Source organism: Amycolatopsis keratiniphila subsp. keratiniphila (assembly GCF_001620365.2).
GTDB lineage: Bacteria > Actinomycetota > Actinomycetes > Mycobacteriales > Pseudonocardiaceae > Amycolatopsis > Amycolatopsis keratiniphila.
The window spans coordinates 1-16,083 of the sequence record NZ_LQMT02000001.1; the positions used below are offsets into that span (position 1 = coordinate 1).

16 protein-coding genes are annotated in these 16,083 nt (G+C 69.0%); 9 read left to right on the forward strand and 7 right to left on the reverse strand.

The window, feature by feature from the left end; translation table 11 throughout:
* Positions 1-112: 112 nt before the first annotated feature.
* On the forward strand, positions 113-988 hold the full coding sequence (locus AVR91_RS00005; RefSeq protein WP_063272658.1) for an HhH-GPD family protein: 876 nt from the start codon (positions 113-115) through the stop codon (positions 986-988).
* An 88-nt stretch (positions 989-1,076) separates the two neighbouring features.
* Positions 1,077-2,039, forward strand: coding sequence for a peptidoglycan recognition protein family protein (locus AVR91_RS00010; protein WP_143253823.1), 963 nt, complete (start codon positions 1,077-1,079; stop codon positions 2,037-2,039).
* Here AVR91_RS00010 and AVR91_RS00015 read toward each other — a convergent pair.
* The gene (locus AVR91_RS00015; protein ID WP_063272659.1) at positions 1,984-3,138 is read right to left on the reverse strand and encodes an MFS transporter; all 1,155 of its coding nucleotides are present in this window, start codon (positions 3,136-3,138) and stop codon (positions 1,984-1,986) included. The genes AVR91_RS00010 and AVR91_RS00015 overlap by 56 nt on opposite strands.
* Before the next feature lie 167 nt (positions 3,139-3,305).
* Here AVR91_RS00015 and AVR91_RS00020 point away from each other — a divergent pair, with 167 nt between their 5' ends.
* Positions 3,306-4,745: a M1 family metallopeptidase gene (locus tag AVR91_RS00020; RefSeq protein WP_063272661.1), complete on the forward strand. Its 1,440-nt coding sequence runs from the start codon at positions 3,306-3,308 to the stop codon at positions 4,743-4,745.
* A gap of 297 nt (positions 4,746-5,042) precedes the next feature.
* On the opposite strand, the gene AVR91_RS00025 is transcribed toward AVR91_RS00020, so the two are convergent.
* From AVR91_RS00025 to AVR91_RS00035, 3 genes are read right to left on the reverse strand one after another with little or no spacing between them, the layout of a single operon-like run.
* Positions 5,043-6,023: a LysR family transcriptional regulator gene (locus tag AVR91_RS00025; protein WP_063273494.1), complete on the reverse strand. Its 981-nt coding sequence runs from the start codon at positions 6,021-6,023 to the stop codon at positions 5,043-5,045.
* Entirely contained in the window at positions 6,020-7,333 is a 1,314-nt protein-coding gene (locus AVR91_RS00030) for a purine-cytosine permease family protein (RefSeq protein WP_063273493.1), read from the reverse strand. Before AVR91_RS00030 ends, AVR91_RS00025 begins: the two co-directional genes overlap by 4 nt.
* A 2-nt stretch (positions 7,334-7,335) precedes the next feature.
* Positions 7,336-8,022 (reverse strand): tRNA-dependent cyclodipeptide synthase, encoded by a 687-nt coding sequence (locus AVR91_RS00035; protein ID WP_063273492.1) that lies wholly within the window; start codon positions 8,020-8,022, stop codon positions 7,336-7,338.
* Positions 8,023-8,181: 159 nt separating this feature from the next.
* On the opposite strand from AVR91_RS00035, the gene AVR91_RS00040 reads away from it, so the two are divergent.
* The 3 genes from AVR91_RS00040 to AVR91_RS00050 all read left to right on the forward strand — a co-directional run bounded on the left by AVR91_RS00040 (position 8,182) and on the right by AVR91_RS00050 (position 10,025).
* Positions 8,182-9,135 (forward strand): LysR family transcriptional regulator, encoded by a 954-nt coding sequence (locus tag AVR91_RS00040; protein ID WP_063273491.1) that lies wholly within the window; start codon positions 8,182-8,184, stop codon positions 9,133-9,135.
* A gap of 92 nt (positions 9,136-9,227) precedes the next feature.
* On the forward strand, positions 9,228-9,578 hold the full coding sequence (locus AVR91_RS00045; protein WP_016337743.1) for a rhodanese-like domain-containing protein: 351 nt from the start codon (positions 9,228-9,230) through the stop codon (positions 9,576-9,578).
* 12 nt (positions 9,579-9,590) lie between these two features.
* Positions 9,591-10,025: a thioredoxin family protein gene (locus AVR91_RS00050; protein ID WP_063273490.1), complete on the forward strand. Its 435-nt coding sequence runs from the start codon at positions 9,591-9,593 to the stop codon at positions 10,023-10,025.
* On the opposite strand, the gene AVR91_RS00055 is transcribed toward AVR91_RS00050, so the two are convergent.
* A complete protein-coding gene (locus AVR91_RS00055) occupies positions 10,007-10,804 on the reverse strand; it encodes an alpha/beta fold hydrolase (protein ID WP_143253824.1) in 798 nt (265 codons plus the stop codon). The genes AVR91_RS00050 and AVR91_RS00055 overlap by 19 nt on opposite strands.
* On the opposite strand from AVR91_RS00055, the gene AVR91_RS00060 reads away from it, so the two are divergent.
* On the forward strand, positions 10,803-12,242 hold the full coding sequence (locus AVR91_RS00060) for a M1 family metallopeptidase (protein ID WP_063273489.1): 1,440 nt from the start codon (positions 10,803-10,805) through the stop codon (positions 12,240-12,242). The genes AVR91_RS00055 and AVR91_RS00060 overlap by 2 nt on opposite strands.
* 89 nt (positions 12,243-12,331) lie before the next feature.
* Here AVR91_RS00060 and AVR91_RS00065 read toward each other — a convergent pair whose 3' ends face one another.
* Positions 12,332-13,522: an FAD-dependent monooxygenase gene (locus AVR91_RS00065; protein WP_228709088.1), complete on the reverse strand. Its 1,191-nt coding sequence runs from the start codon at positions 13,520-13,522 to the stop codon at positions 12,332-12,334.
* A 61-nt stretch (positions 13,523-13,583) separates the two neighbouring features.
* Here AVR91_RS00065 and AVR91_RS00070 point away from each other — a divergent pair, with 61 nt between their 5' ends.
* Positions 13,584-13,892: an antibiotic biosynthesis monooxygenase family protein gene (locus tag AVR91_RS00070; RefSeq protein ID WP_038520818.1), complete on the forward strand. Its 309-nt coding sequence runs from the start codon at positions 13,584-13,586 to the stop codon at positions 13,890-13,892.
* Positions 13,885-14,697, forward strand: a complete 813-nt coding sequence (locus AVR91_RS00075; protein ID WP_063275540.1) for an SIR2 family NAD-dependent protein deacylase — start codon at positions 13,885-13,887, stop codon at positions 14,695-14,697. Before AVR91_RS00070 ends, AVR91_RS00075 begins: the two co-directional genes overlap by 8 nt.
* A gap of 276 nt (positions 14,698-14,973) precedes the next feature.
* On the opposite strand, the gene AVR91_RS00080 is transcribed toward AVR91_RS00075, so the two are convergent.
* Complete coding sequence (locus AVR91_RS00080; RefSeq protein ID WP_063275541.1) at positions 14,974-16,002, reverse strand: endonuclease/exonuclease/phosphatase family protein; 1,029 nt, start codon at positions 16,000-16,002, stop codon at positions 14,974-14,976.
* Between the last annotated feature and the right edge of the window lie 81 nt (positions 16,003-16,083).

Genomic DNA, 16,083 nt, shown 5'->3' on the forward strand with positions numbered 1-16,083 from the left:
AACAACCGATTGAGACCGCCCGCCCTTCACCGCGTGAGACGAGGGGAAAGTCCCCTTCAGCTACGCCCTGGGCCCACGTTCGACGCGCGGGCGCACTCTTTAAGCTGGCCCGGTGGGCGTCGACGCGGATGTGCTGACCGAGTGGTTCGACGAAGTGGGGCGCGACCTGCCCTGGCGTGAGCCGGAATGCTCCGCCTGGGGCGTGCTCGTCAGCGAGATCATGTTGCAGCAGACCCCGGTCGCGCGCGTCCAGCCGATCTGGCTCGAATGGATGGCGCGCTGGCCGGTGCCGTCGGCGCTGGCGGCGTCGTCGCAGGGCGAGGTCGTGCGCGCCTGGGGCAAACTCGGCTACCCGCGGCGCGCGCTGCGGCTGCACGCCGCGGCGGCCGTCATCGCCGCCGAACACGGCGACGTCGTTCCGTCCGATGTGGACACTCTGCTCGCGTTGCCGGGGATCGGCGCGTACACCGCCCGCGCGGTCGCGGCCTTCGCCTACGGCAAGCGGGCGCCAGTGGTGGACACGAACGTCCGGCGCGTGGTCGCCAGGGCGGTGCACGGCGCGGGTGACGCCGGGCCGCCGTCGAACACCCGCGACATGGCCGACGTCGAGGCGCTGCTCCCACCGGAGGACGCGCCCGCGGCGAAACTCTCCGCGGCACTGATGGAACTCGGCGCGCTCGTCTGCACGGCGCGCTCGCCGCGCTGCGCCGACTGCCCGATCTACGAGGACTGCGCGTGGCAGCACGCGGGCAAACCCGCTTACGCCGGACCCGCGAAGCAGGTCCAGAAGTTCGCCGGCACCGACCGCCAGGTGCGCGGTTTGCTGCTCGACGTCCTGCGCGGCAGCGAAGGCCCGGTCGAGAAGGCGCGGCTCGATCTCGTGTGGCACGAATCCGGGCAGCGCGACCGGTGCCTCGACTCCCTGCTCGTCGACGGCCTCCTCGAACAGACCCGGGACGGCCTGTTCGCCCTCCCTGGCGAACACTAACGCATTACGACAAAAGTTGGTCAATGGTTGTCATCGGCGCGATGGCGGGTTAGTTTTCCGGCCAACGCGCATGATGGGAGTTACGCCCGTGGCCGACTTCGACCGACGTACCGCGCTCAAGGGCGGCCTGACGGTAAGCGCCGTCGGGCTACTGGGGACAGCGACGATTTCCGCCGCCGATGCGGCGTCCGGGGTGGCGGAACCGAAGATCTACGGAACGGCCGCGTGGAACGCGCGGCCGCCGGGCGGGGCGATCGAGGTGCAGAACCACAAACCGACGTACATCGTCGTGCACCACACGGTCGAGCCCGGGAACGTCACCGACTACACGCTCGAACACGCCTTCTGGGCGTCGCGTTCGATCCAGAATTTCCACATGGACACCCGTGGCTGGATCGACACCGGCCAGCAGTTCACGAACAGCCGCGGTGGCCACATCACCGAAGGACGGCACCGCAGCCTGGAGATCCTCCGCGGTGGGACCCAGCACGTGCTGGGCGCAAACGTGGGCAACAACAACAGCACCTGTATCGGGATCGAGAACGAGGGCCTCTACAGCAAAGAGGACGTCACGCCCGCGCTCTGGGACTCGCTGGTGAAGCTGGTCGCGTACATCGCGTCGCAATACGACATCTCGCCCGAGTTCATCAAGGGGCACCGGGACTTCAACTCGACCGAGTGCCCGGGAACGGTGCTGTACAACCGGCTTCCCGAGCTGCGCACGGAGGTCGGGAAGCTGCTGGGCACCGCGTCGCCCAAGGTGGACCTGCCGGAGTGGCCGCTGCTCAAACCCGGTGACTCCGGGCCTCGCGTGCGGACGGCGCAGGAACTCCTGAGGGCACGCGGTTTCGCCGTCCCGGTCGACGGCCTGTTCGGACAGTCCACAAAGGACGCGGTCGCCGCGGTGGCGGCCCGGAACGGGCTGGAACGCGACACCTGCGGTGCGACGGCGGCGACCGACGAGACCGGATTCCTCGGCTCCGACGTCTGGCCGCTCATCGTCGGCTCCGGCACCGATCCGCGGGCGCTGAAAGCACGACTCGCCGGCTGAACAGCAGCGGCACGAGGATCAGGAAGGCCGCGCACCACGGGAGCGACGACGTTCCCAGCGGCAGCAGCAGCCCGCCGACGAGGGCTCCCCCGGCGACGGCGCCGTTCCAGGCCGCGATCGTGAGCGACTGGGCGGCGTCGGCCGTGGGGCCCGCGAGCACCGCGGTGACGGCCTGGAAGGCGGTCGGCGCGCCGCCGAATCCCAGGCCCCACAAGGCCGCGGCGGCCAGCACCAGTCCGTGGACGCCGTCGCTGATCCCCATCAGGACGATGGCGGCGGCGGTCGCGACGGAGCACGACAAGAGCACGGCTCGCGGACGGCTGTCGAGCGCGGAGCCGACGGCGACCAGTCCGCCCACCGTGGCGCAGCCGAACACCAGCAGCGCGGCGCCCAGCATTCGCTCCACGCCCAGCCCGGCGAACACCGGGCCGATGTAGGTGTAGGCCACGTTGTGCCCCAACGAGAACAGCGCCACCGTCGCCAGTACGGGGCGCATTCCCGGCAGCCTCGACGCGGCCAGCGGCCGGGTCGGTTCCGTCCGTTCCGCGGGTACGGCGGGCACCGCGACGGACACCCACGCCAGCAACGGCACGGAGATCAGCGCCATCGCGGCGAACGCCCAGCGCCAGTCGGCGAATTCACCGAGCGCGGTACCGGCGGGCACACCCAGCGCGAAGCCGATCGGTGTGCCGGACATGGCCACGGCCAGCGCCCGCCCGGTGAGTCCCGCTGGGGCGAGCCGCATCGCGTAACCCGCGACGAGCGACCACATAACCCCGGTCAGCGCGCCGGAAACGACCCGTGTGGCCAGGATCAGCGGGTACGACGAGGACACGGCGATCACCAGATTGGTCGCCAGGAAGCCGAAGATCAGCACCAGCAGCAGGCGTTTGCGCGGCACCCGGAGGGTCGCGCCGGTGAGCGGGACGGCGGTGAGCGCGGTCGTGATCGCGTAGACGGTGACCAGCTGCCCGGTGGCCGACGGCGAAACGCCCAGCTCCTCGGACATGCCCAGCAGCAGCCCGGCGGGCAGCACTTCGGTGAGGCAGCCGAGGAACACCGTGGTCGTCAGCGCGAGCAGCGCCGGGAGGGGCAGCATGCTCCGACGATCTCTTCCGCCGGGGGACGCGGGTAGTCCCTGGCGGGTATGCCGCGCGGTTATCGGCTGGGATAACCCGGCGGCATGAGCGGCTGGCAGTGCCGCTCGCCGCGCGAGCGTACGCACGATGGCCGGGCATCCTCCCCGTTCAGAGAGAAGGCTCGTTCATGACCGTGCGGATTCGATGGCAGGAGCCACTGTGCACCGCGTTGCTCGCCACCACGATGCTCGGCGCCTGCCCGGCTTCGGCGGTGGCAAAGCCCGCGCCCGGCAGCGACGGATACGTGCACGTCTCACCCGACGGCACCGTCCTCGGACCCGATCCTTACTACCCGAAGGACGGCAACGGCGGCTACGACGTCGATGGGTATTCACTCGCGCTGGACTACGCGCCGTACTCGATGTTCTTGAGCGGCAAGGCGACCATCACCGCGACCGCGACGCAGGACCTGGACCGGTTCGACCTCGATCTGCGTGGTCTCACCGTCCGGTCGGTCACCGTCGACGGCGTGGCCGCGGCGTTCCGCCGGGAGGGCGAACACGAGCTGGTGATCACGCCTCGCACCCCGCTCGCCAACGGTGCGCGGTTCACCGTGGTGGTCGGTTACGACGGGCGTCCGGAACCGATCCCCACGGCGCGGGGACGCGTCGGCTGGCTGGCCGCGTACGGCGATTCCGCCGTCGCCACCGGGCAGCCGCGTTCGGCGATGACCTGGTTTCCCGTCAACGGCACCGAGGTCGACAAAGCGACCCTGCGCGTTTCCGTCACCGTATTGGACGAATTCTCCGTGCTGGGCAACGGTTCCCAGGTCTCGGACGTGCCCGCGGGCGTCGGGCGGCACACCGTCACCTGGTCGGAGGAAACCGCCCTCGCGCCGAGCACGGCGATGCTCGGCATCGGCCGCTGGGAGGTCGAGAGGATCACCCTTCCCGGCGGGCGGACCGCGATCAACGCCTACCACCCGTGCGCCGTGGACAAACGGAAGATCGGCGGGCGGCTGCCCGAGGTGCTGGAATTCCTCACCGGGAAGTTCGGCGACTACCCGCAGTCGGCGGCGGGCGGGCTGTTCCTCGACCGCTCCCTCGGCTACACGCACGGCGCCCAGACCAGGCCGGTGTACGGGCGCACCGCCACGATCGCCGATCTGGTGTACGCCAGCGCGTACCAATGGTGGGGAGCCGGCGTGAGCGGCAAGATGTGGCGCGACGCGCTGATGCCCGAGTCCATCGCGCGGTACGCGGTGTGGCTGTGGGACGAGAAGAACGGCGTCGATCCGGATCGTCGCTACCGTGAGATGGTGGCGAAGGTGCGCGACGACGCGGCTTTTTGGGCGCCGAAGCTCACCGATCCGGGCAAGGGCACGGAATTCGCGCCGACGGCCAAGGCGGTGCTGATGGTGCACGCGCTGCGCCGTCTCGTCGGCGACGACGCGTTCTTCCAGATCCTGGTGGGCTTTCCGGTGATCAACCCGCAGGGAAACCAGAACTGGCACGACTTCGAGCTCTACGTCTCCGCGATGACGCAACGCGATCTCGGCGAGTTCACCCACGCTTGGCTGGACGGCACGGTGCGGCCGCCGGACTCGCTGCTCTTTCCCGGGAGCTGAAGTTACCTCGTGAGTGGTGAGGACGGTGGGTTGCGAAAGCCACTTTCGCAACGTTGAAGGTTGCGAAAGTGGCTTTCGCAACCTCGGCCGTGACCTGGCCCGGTACCCGCTCTGGCGATCATGTCGCCGGTGGTTCTCTTGAGGGGTCGTGCTCGCGGGCGGGGTCGGCGGTGGGGCGAAGGCTCCCTTCGCCGCGTCTAATCCGGTGAAGGGAGCCTTCACCCCGGTCACCCACCCGCGGTGACCTCTTGATGTCCCTTGTGGACGGTGGACCGCGCACCACACGTCACCTTTGCCTCACCACTCACGAGGTCTGTCCAGGTACTCGGCATAAACGGGTGCCGTCCGCGCCTCGGCCCAGTAAGCGTCGACCACCGCGGAGAGCAGCTCGTCCCGCCGCCCCGCCACGAACGTCTCCTTGTTCCAAGCGAGAACATGCCTGCGCGGCAACACGTCCCCGCGCAGCGGCCGGGTCACGATGCCGTGGTCTCCCGGATCGCAGATCGGCTGGGACAGCCCGATCGCACCCGCCTTGACCACCAGCAGCGCCACCTGCTGCGAAGTCACCTGATGGGCGAACGTCGGCGTGAAACCGTGCCGCGCGCAGGTGTCGGCGAAGTACTTGGTGAACGTGGCCGCCGACGAATCCGACACCATCACCCACGATTCGTCCCGCAGGTCGCGCAGGTCGACGACCTTCTCCCGCGCCAGCGGATGGGAGGCGGGCAGCAGGACGAAGGTCGGCTCGGTCACCACCACCGCGGTGTCCACGTTCGCGGGGATTTCGAGCTCGTAGCCCGGATAGTCCTTGACCAGCGCCAATTCCGCGCGGCGCTGGGCCAGCAGTGGCAACAGCCGCTCGGGATGGTCGTCGTGCACGACCTGCACCTCGGAGACCTCCGGCCACAACCTGGTCACCAGCGACGGCAGGCACGCCACCAGCGCGCTGGCCACCGCGGCCACCCGGACGACGGCGGGCGGGCCGCTGGGGCAGACGCGTTGCTCAATGTCTTCGAGCAGTTTGTCCAGCTGTGGCAGCAAAGCGGCGGTGCGGCGCAACAGCAGCTCCCCCATCGGGGTCGGGGTCACGCCGCCTTCGCACCGATCGAACAGCTGGTAGCCCAGCATGTTCTCCAGCCGTTTGAGTTGCGCGGAAACCGCGGGCTGGGTGACGCCCAGCGCGATCGCGGCACGGGAGAGGCTGCCCGTGTCCGCGATCGCCCGGATCACCCGCAGGTGGTGGACATCCAGCTGTACGACGTCGAACTCCTTTGTCACGAACGGGTTTTCGACCCGCCGGAAGAAGTCGTGGCCGCGGGAACCGCCGCGGCCGTGGTCCGTCTGCCGAGAAGAACATACAGCAGAAAAGCGCCGAAAACGGAGTTCACCGTGGGGATCCCCCACGGCAGCCAGATCCCCACCGCCGCTCCGGCCACCCAGCAGATCAGCGCGGCGGGCACCCAGGACGGGCAGGTGGACGGCAGTTCCCCCGACGCGCGGCCGGCCTCCAGCTCCGGTTTCCAGCGCCGGACCACGTAGTACTCGGCGATCACCACCCCGGCCACCGGCGGCGTGAGCACGCCGACCCAGGTCAGGAAGGTGGTGAAGTGGTCGAGGATGCCTATCGCGGAGAGCACCGTGCCGAAGCCGCCGAGCAGCAGGGTCGCGGTGGTGCGGTCCAGCCGCCGGGACAGCAGCACCTGCACGGCGTTCACCAGCCCGAGCGAGGACGAATAGAGGTTCCAGTCGTTGATCTTCAGGATCGCGGTGACCAGGATCAGCGTGCCGAGCACCCCGGACGACGAGGTGATGATCCCGACCACGTCGGCGCTTTTCGCCGCGTGTGCGAGCAGCACCCCGATCAGGCCGATCAGGTACTGGCCGAGGGTGACGCTGACCAGGGTCTGCTTCACCACGTCGGACGCGGTGCGGTTGAACCGGGTCATGTCCGGCGTCATGATCGCGCCCATGATGAAGGCGCCGGCCACCAGTGTGGTGCCCTGCGCCAGCGACATCGCCGGGCCCGGTGGCGGCCCGGACATCAGCACCGGCAGCGAATGGTCGCCGAGCGCCGAGATGATCGAAAACCCCGCCAGCGCCAGGAAAGCGGGCACCGTCAGATACGCCGTCCAGGCCATCGCGTGGAAGCCGAACACGACGATCGCGGTGACCAGCGCACCGCCCGCGAGCGCCCACACCCACACCGGCGGGCCGCCCATCAACGCGTGCAGGCCGTGGGCGAAGACGTCGTTCTGCACCCCGAACCAGCCGGCCAGGCTCACCGTCATCAGGAGCCCGACCAGCGACGATCCGCCGGTGCCGAAGCCGGTCCAGCGCGCGAGTACCGACGTCGAAAGCCCTTCCCGCGTGCCGGCGATCCCCATCAGGATGGTGATGATCTCCAGGAGCACGGAACCGATCGTGATGGCGAGTACCGCGTCCCAGAACGTCATCCCGAAGCCCAGCACCGCGCCGAGCAGGAACTGATGGAACGAGGAAACCTGCCCGAACCGTTGCAGTGCGACGGAAACCCAGGAGTAGCGGCGGTCGGCCGGCACCCGGCGCAGGGAGAAGTCGTCGTGTTCCACGCTCACTCCACCGGTTCCGGGACGGCTTGTTCGAGGACGACGAATCCTTGGCCCGGCAACGGCCGCCACGAGAGTTCGCCGCGGTAGAGCCGTTCGAGGAAGCCGACCCGCTGGTGATAGGCGAACACGGAGCTTTCGACGCCGGCCACGGCGACGGTGCCGACGAACATCGGCAACTCGGCGAGGAAGTACCGGACCGCGCTGCGCAGCTGGTCACGAGTGGGGTGTTCGCCTTCGGGCAGGCGCCGGTCCAGCACCCAGCCCGTGGCGCCGAGGCACTGCTCGGCGAACTCCGGATCGGTGGCGAACCGCTGGTGTGCCTCGGAAAGCAGGCCGAGATACGCGCTGTCGGCCTCCAGCACAGAGGCGTCCAGTATCAAGGTGTGCGGATCCGAAGGACAGACCCGCTGCAGCGCGCGGACGATCTTGTTACGCGTGTAATTGCCCTGTCGTTGCGCCTTTTGCGCGGCCCGGACCGGGTCGTAACCGAGCGCTTCGAGGGTGAACGCGGACGGGCCGTCCGGGACGAAGAAATGGAATTCCCGAAAGGCCGACATGGCCCAGCGGGCGAGATCGGCGATACGGTCCACGGTGAAATGGCTGTTGAACGGGCTGACGCCGAGACAAACGTGCTCGGCCCGCGCCAGCGGATCGGCGCAATGCTCCGTGAGTGGCAGTGGTCGCGGCAAGACGGCTCCTGATTCGCGTGATCTGCGGGGCGTCGACCGAACGTAGCCACGGCACGCCCGCGCGGGTATTGCCGTCGAATGTTGTCACCGGGTTATGAGAAATCGGCTGTCTCTACTTTCGGGGGTGCCGGGCGCGAACCGGTCGCGGTATACGAAGTCATGGAGATTCAGGTTCGGCATCTTCGCGTGATCTGTGCGATCGCCGCCGCCGGCAGTCTCAATCGTGCCGCGGCCGGGCTGGGGCTCGGGCAACCGGCGCTCAGCCACCAGTTGCGCCGGATCGAGCGGATGGTCGGCGGCCCGCTGTTCCACCGCGACCAGCACGGGGTGCGGCCCACCGAACTCGGCGCCCTGATCCTGCGGCGGGCACGCGCGATCGTGCTCACCTTCGACGAACTGGAGCACGACTTCCACCGCCGGGAACCCGAGACCGGCGAATCGATCCGGATCGGCTGGAACGACAGCGCCATCACGGGTTCGCTGCTCGGCGGCCTGCGCGACCTGCGCCCCGGCGAGCCGTTCCGCACGCGCGCCGACACTTCGCGCACGCGGCTGCTGGCGCAGGTCGCGAACCGGGGCATCGACCTCGCGCTGATCATGATCTGCGGCCGTCGTGGTCTTCCGGTGCCGCCGGAAGTGCGGACGCTGACGCTGGTCGAGGAGCCGTCTTTCGTCGCCGTCCCCGCGGAACATCCGCTCGCCGGCGAAGAGGAGATCGAGCTCGCCGAACTCGCCGGGGAGGACTGGATCGTGTCGAGCGGCGGCGACGGCTGCCGGGTGGTGTTCCGCGAAATGTGTCTCGCGCACGGTTTCGATCCGCGGATCACCCACGACGTCGACATCGACACCGCGCGGGAGGACCTGGTCAGCGGCGGATACGGGGTCGGGCTGGTCCAGCCGACCCGGCCACCGGCGGACGGGCTGGCCATCCGGCCGCTGGCGGGCGCGCCGATGTGCGTGCGGCATGTGCTCGCGTGGCGGGAAGACGGTCCGTGCGCACGCGGTGTCCCGGAACTCGCCACCGAGGCGAGGGCGGGCTATTGGCGGCTCGCCGAACGGACGGCGTCGTATCGCTCCTGGCTGCACCGCCACGGCCGGGTGGCCGCCGGATAACCCCTCGGCATGCCGAGGCGGCACTAGAGCGTGTCCCGCGAGGCGGCCGACGATGTGAATCGTCAATCACGGTCGCCGAAAGAAGGGGCACCATGCTGCCGTTGATCACCCGTACGGAACTGCTTTCCCGGATGGAGTCCGGCTCGGTGGTCGTGGTCGACACGATGCCGGTCGCCTATTTCGAAAAGGAGCATCTGCCGGAAGCGCGCAACATTCCGGGTTTCCCGTACGAGCAGGCCGCCGAATTCACCGACCGGCTGGCACCAACGGTGCTTCCGGACAAGGGCGCCGCGATCGTCGTCTATTGCGCGAACACGCCGTGCCGTAACAGCGAATTCGTCGGACGGCGCCTGCTGGAGCTCGGGTACACGAACGTCCGCAAGTACCGCGAAGGCATCGAAGACTGGGTCGCGAACGATCTTCCGACCTGGTCTTCGTCCTGAAAGGAGATCGTCTTGTCCAAGGTCAAACGATTCGTCTGCGTGCTGGCCGGTGCGCTGGCACTCGTCACCGGATTCGGCGGCGGCGTGGCTTCGGCCGCACCGACGGCAGAGAACGTGATGACGGTGACCTCGGCCAACTACGCCGAGGTCATGAACATCTCGAAGCAGAAGCTGGTCATCATGGACTTCGGCGCGACGTGGTGCCCGCCGTGCCGTCAGATGAAGCCGGTGATCGAGCGGCTCGCCGGTGAATACGGCGGGCGGTTCCTGCTGGGCGAGGTCGACGTCGACCAGAGCCGCGACCTGTCCACCCGGTACAACATCCGCTATCTCCCGACGCTGGTCGGTGTCCGCAACGCCGCCGAACTGCCGTCGTCGCGGAACATCGGTTATCCGGGCGAAGCGCGGTTGCGTGCCTGGATCGACGCTCAGCTCGCGAAGGGCTGACCGATGACGTCGGAGAGAAACGCTTCGACGGCACCGAGGTAGGTCTCCGGCGCTTCGTCGTGCACCACGTGCCCGGCGCCTTGGACGACGATGTGCCGTCCGAGGCCGCCGGGCACACGTGCGGCCAGTTCGGCCTGCTGGCCGGGCGGCATCGCGGTGCGTTCGCCCTCGATCGCGAGCAGCGGACACTTGACGCGTTCGACGAACTCCCAGAAATCACGCCGTCCCCACTCGGCCGCGATTTCGTACAGGTCCGTGAGCGACGCGATCAGGTGATAGCCGTCTTCGCGTTCCTCGACGCATTCGATGAAGTAGTCACCGGTGTCGCCGAAGAATTCGCGCACGTGGGCCAGCGACCGGAACGGGACCGGCCACGACTCGAAGTACCCTCGCCAGGTGTCCACCGTCCGGCCGCGCTGATCCGGCGCGAAGTCCTCGCAGACCACCGCGCGGACGAGCTCGGGATGCGTGGCCGCGGTGACCCACGCGTGCAGGCCGCCCATCGAATGTCCGATCAGGACCGCCGGTTCGTCGAAGGTCCGCAGCACCTCGGCGACGTCGTCGGCGAACCGTTCGGTGCGCCAGGGCCCGCCGCGCGGTCCGCGCCCGTGCCCGCGCGCGTCGAGGCCGTGGACACGCCCGTACGGTTCGAGCCTTCGCGCGACCTGCCACCACGTCGTCGCCCTGCCCATCAGCCCGTGCAGAAGGACGATCGGCGGCCCGTCGCCGCCGAAAGTGACCAACCCGTCGCGCTGAATCACCACTAAGCTCCCCTCCATGCGCAGCCGTGTCCCCGCCGCCGGTCTGGTCCTGGGGGTCGTCTGCGCCCTGATTATCGGCTGCAGTGCCGATCCCCCTCCGGCCACGCCCCCTCCGCCGCCGATGAACCCGGCGCCGGGTGCTCCGGGCGCGGGCGACCCGTACTACCCCATGGACGGCAACGGCGGCTACGACGCGACCGAATACCAGGTCGGGATCACTTACGACCCCGCGAAGGGGCGTCTCGACGGCGACACCACGGTGATCGCGAAAGCGACCCAAGACCTCAATCGGTACAACTTGGACTTACGCGGCTTGACGGTCCAATCCGTTGAAGTGGACGGTAAACCGGCGAAGTTCGCGCGCGAGGGCGAGTTCGAGCTGGTGGTGACGCCCGCCGAGCCGATCCGGAACGGGACCTCCTTCCGCACGAAGGTCCTCTATGGCGGCGATCCGTCGGCGACGCCCAAGGCGGGCGGCAGCGAGAACGGCTGGCAGAAGTCGAAGGACGGCGGCGCGTTCATCGTCGGCGAGCCGCATTCGGCGTCGTTCTGGTATCCCGTCAACGAGACCCCGCGCGACAAGGCGATGTTCACCCTCACCGCCCGCGTGCCGGACGGCTGGACCGTCATCTCGAACGGGCGCGAGATCCAGAAGACCGCGGCGAACGGCTGGACGACGACGTCCTGGCAGGAACGGACCCCCGTCGCGGCGTACCTGACCACGGTGGCGATCGACAAGTTCACCGTCGACCGGATGGCGCTCCCGGACGGGACGCCGGTGGTCAACGCGTACGCGCCGGGCGCCGAGGACCGGCGCGACACCGGCAGGCGGCTGCCGGAGATCATCGGCTTCCTGAGCTCGAAGTTCGGGCCGTATCCGGTGGACGCGGCGGGCGGTATCTATCTCGACGAGGACATCCACTTCTCACTGGAGACCCAGACCAGGCCGACCTACGCGAAATGGGCCGACCTGATCACCGTGGTGCACGAAACCGCGCACCAGTGGTTCGGCGATTCGGTGACGCTGAATTCGTGGTCGGACATCTGCCTCAACGAATGTCTCGCGTCGTACGCGCAATGGCTGTGGCAGGAGTCGCGGGACAACGAGGACCTGGATGTCCGTTATCGCGCCGCGCTGGAGATCATGCGGGGCAGCACGGATTTCTGGAAGCCGAAGCTGGTCGGCATGGGGGCGGGGCAGGAATTCCGCGGCGTCTACGACAAGGGGATCCTTGCCGTCCACGCGCTGCGGCGGAAGATCGGCGAAGGCGCGTTCGCGCGGCTGCTGAAGGAATGGCCGGCGGCGTACCGGAACGCGAACGCGAGCTGGGCGGACTTCGAGGCGTTCACGATCAAGCTTTCGGAGCAGGACCTGCGACCGTTCTTCGACGCGTGGTTCCACGGGACGACGATCCCGCCGGACGCCGAACTGCTTCCGGGCACCCTGCGCGGCTGACACCTCACCCACGCACTGGCGCGTTGCGAAAGCCACTTTCGCAACCTTCAACGTTGCGAAAGTGGCTTTCGCAACACCTGCGGACGACTCTAAACGCGCGGGTAGTCCGGCAGGTCGATGCCGTTCACGACGTCCCGCATCTTCCGCGAGGCCAGCGCGGCGAACGGCTTCAGCCGCATGACCCGCATCGCCAGGTACCGCATCCGCAAGCCCGTCCGCGACTTCGCGAAGATCGACTCCGCGTTCTCCCGCCCCAGCTCCTGCGTCTTCTCGACGAACTCGCGCATGACGGCTTCGTAGCGCTTGAGCCCGGTGTCGAGACCGGCGGCGAGTTCCCCGGCGAGCACGTACGCACCGACGAACGCCAGGCTCGTGCCCTGCCCGGACAGCGGCGACGGGCAGAAAGCGGCGTCGCCCAGCAGCCCGACACGGCCGCGCGACCAGGAGTCCATGATCACTTGGGCGCACGAGTCGAAGTAGAAGTCGGGCGCCTCGTCCATCCGGTCGAGCAGCCAGGGCGCCTCCCACTCCATCCCGGCGGCGAACCGGCGGACCAGCGCCTTCTGCGCCTCGACGTCGCGGTAGTCGTAGTCGATCTTCGGCGAAGCGAACCCGAAGTACGCCATCGCCTCGTCGCCGTCGCGGACGGCGCGGATCCCGGCGGACCGGCCGACGTCGTCGTAGCCGACGGCCCAGTTCCGCAGGCCGAGCCGGTTCGGCACGGTGAAGAACGCCAGGTACGAACCCAGATGCCGGACGAACCGGGACTCCTCGCCGAAGGCCAGCGCCCGCACCCCGGAATGCAGCCCGTCCGCCCCGATGACCAGGTCGAACGTCGCCCTCGAACCACTCGCGAAGGTGACGCCGACGCCGTCGGCCCGCTCGTCCAGCGCGGTGATCCGGTCGCCGAAGACGTACTCCGTCCGCTCCCGGGTCGCTTCGTAGAGCACTTCGGTCAGGTCGCCGCGGAGGATCTCGATCTCCGCGACGACGCCGTCGCCGTCGAAGTCGTCGGCGCGGATGGTGGCCTTCGTGCGGTTCTTCCGGTCGACGAGGGTCTCGCCCTTCGTGTCCGTGCAGGCCGCCCGGATGCGTTCGTCCAGCCCCATCCGGCGGGCGACCTCCTTGGCCGTTCCGCGCAGGTCGACGGCCTGGCCGCCGGGGCGCAACGACGGCGCGCGCTCCACGACGGTCACCTGGAAGCCGTACCGGGTCAGCCAGAAGGCCAGCGCCGGCCCGGCGACGCTCGCTCCGGAGATGAGGATCTTGGTGTCAGCCATCGTCTGGAAGGTCCCACGCATCACATCGCGGCGCAAAACGATTTCGTCGTAGGCTGGCGGCATGGCTGTCGTGAAGATCAACGCGATCGAGGTCCCCGAAGGCGCAGGCCCCGAGCTGGAGAAGCGGTTCGCCGCGCGGCTGCACGCCGTCGACGACCAGCCCGGCTTCCTCGGCTTCGAGCTGCTCCGCCCGGTCTCCGGCGAGTCGCGCTACTTCGTCTACACCAAGTGGGAGTCCGAAGAGGCGTACCAGGCGTGGGCGTCCGGCCCGGCGCGTGAGGCACACGCGGGCGAGCGCGCGAAGCCGGTCTCCACGGGTGCGAACCTGCTGGAATTCGAGGTCGTCCAGGCTTCGAAGCCGGGTGAGTGAACTCGAACGAGCCGCGGAACTGATCGACGGCGCCGGCGCGCTGCTGGTCTGCGCCGGCGCCGGGATGGGCGTCGACTCCGGCCTGCCCGATTTCCGGGGCGACGAAGGTTTCTGGAAGGCGTATCCGCCGTACGAGCGGCTGGGCATCAGCTTCGTCGAGCTCGCCGACCCGCGGCATTTCGCCGAAGATCCCGAGCTGGCCTGGGGTTTCTACGGGCATCGGCTCGCGCTGTACCGCGCCACCGTGCCGCACGACGGGTTCCGGCTCCTGCTGTCCTGGGGAGCGCGGAAACCGGGCGGCACCCGGGCGTTCACGTCCAATGTGGACGGACAGTTCCAGAAGGCGGGCTATCCGCAGGTCGCCGAGGCGCACGGCTCCATCCATCACCTGCAGTGCCTCGACAGGTGCACCAAGGAGATCTGGCCCGCGGACGACGTCGAAGTCCCGATCGACGAAGGCACCATGCGCGCGCAGGCGCCTTTGCCGTCCTGCCCGCGCTGCGGTGGTCTCGCCCGGCCCAACATCCTGATGTTCGGCGACTACGACTGGCTCGGGCAGCGCAGCCAGGCCCAGCTCGACGAGCTCAACGCGTGGCGCCGCGCGCATCGCGACCTCGTGGTGGTGGAACTCGGCGCCGGACAGGCCGTGCCGACGGTGCGGCGGTATTCGGAGCTGGCCAGCGCCGCGACCGGTGCCCTGGTGCGGATCAACCCGCGTGAACCCGGGATCCGGCACGGCCGCGGGGTCTCCCTCGCGACCAGCGGCCTGGAAACGCTCGAAGCGCTGGACGCCCTGCTCAGCTAGGCCCGGTCCTTGCCTTCCGGTCTCGGGGTGGATGAAGGGGACTTTCACCGCATGCGACGCGGGTAAAGCGCCCTTCACGGCGTGGGTGAGGGACCGTGCCATGAACATCCACAAGGTGCACCTGAACCGGCGACACCGTCCAGGTCGCGCCCGCGTCACCCGAGCGCGCTCTCCGGGGCGCCCGCGGGCAGCTGTCCCGGGACACAGGCCGCGAGCAGCGACAAGGCCGGAATTCCCCAGAGCTTCCTCATGAGCGGGAAGCCTGCCGGCGGAAGGTCAATTTCCGGGCAGCACGATTTCCGCGTAGACGGCGTCGTGATCGCTCCCAGGCGTCTCCAGCACCTTGAAGTCCGCGATGGCCGTCCGTTTGTCCGCCAGCACGTGGTCGATCGCCACCGGCGGCGCGATCCCGTTCGTCCAGGTCCCCTGCAACGCCTTCCCCAGCTCATCCGCCGCGTCCACGTATCCCCTGGTCAGCAGCTCGCGAAAGAGCGCGTGGTCGAGGCTGGCGTTGAAGTCGCCCGCCAGGATCCGGATGTCGTGCTCCGCGTCGGCGTACGGCAGTTCCTTGGCCTCGGCGACCCACTCGTACCGGTCCCACATCGGCGCCGAAGGATGGACCGCGACGACCTCGACGCGGACGCCGTCCCCGAGATCCACGCTCGCACTGGGCTGCTTGTAGTCCGAGTCGCCGCTGAGCTTCAACGGCGTGAGCGGGTACTTCGACACCAGCCCGGAGCCGGACGCCCACTCGGCCGGATGCAGCACGCGGTACGGCAGGACCTGGAACAGCCCCGCCCGGTCGAGCGCGGTGATCGCCTCGGGGGTCAGCTCGGTCAGGCTCAGGACGTCGACCTGGTGTTCCTTCACGTAGCCGACGATCCTGGCCGGATCCGCCCCGCCGCCGAGCATGTTCGACGCCAGGACGCGGACGTGCTTCCCGTCGAGCGCCTTCTGCTCGTTCGCGAACGCGCGCGGCAGGACCATCGACGCGATCGTGCAGGTCAGCACCAGCGCGACGGCCGCGGTCCACCAGCGGCGCAGGACCAGCGCGAGGACGGCGAGCACGAGCGTCGCGATCCCGGCGTACGGGGTGAGCGCGAGCGCCGCGATCGTGTACGTGTTGCCGTCGTAGCCGACCAGCCGCAGCGCGGTCAGCACCGCGAACGGCACGACCGCCGCGATGAGGAGCCCGCTGACCAGCTTCCGTCCGGTGCCGGGACGCGCCGCCGGACGAACCGGACGTTCTTCGATCACCATGCCGTCGAGTATGCCGATCACGCGCGCCGGGGCAGCGGTCTCCACAACACCTTCACAACCTCCTCACACGGCGTCTACCAGCGCTTATCAGCCGCTGACAGCGCGCTGTGCGTGGTCTGCCAGGCC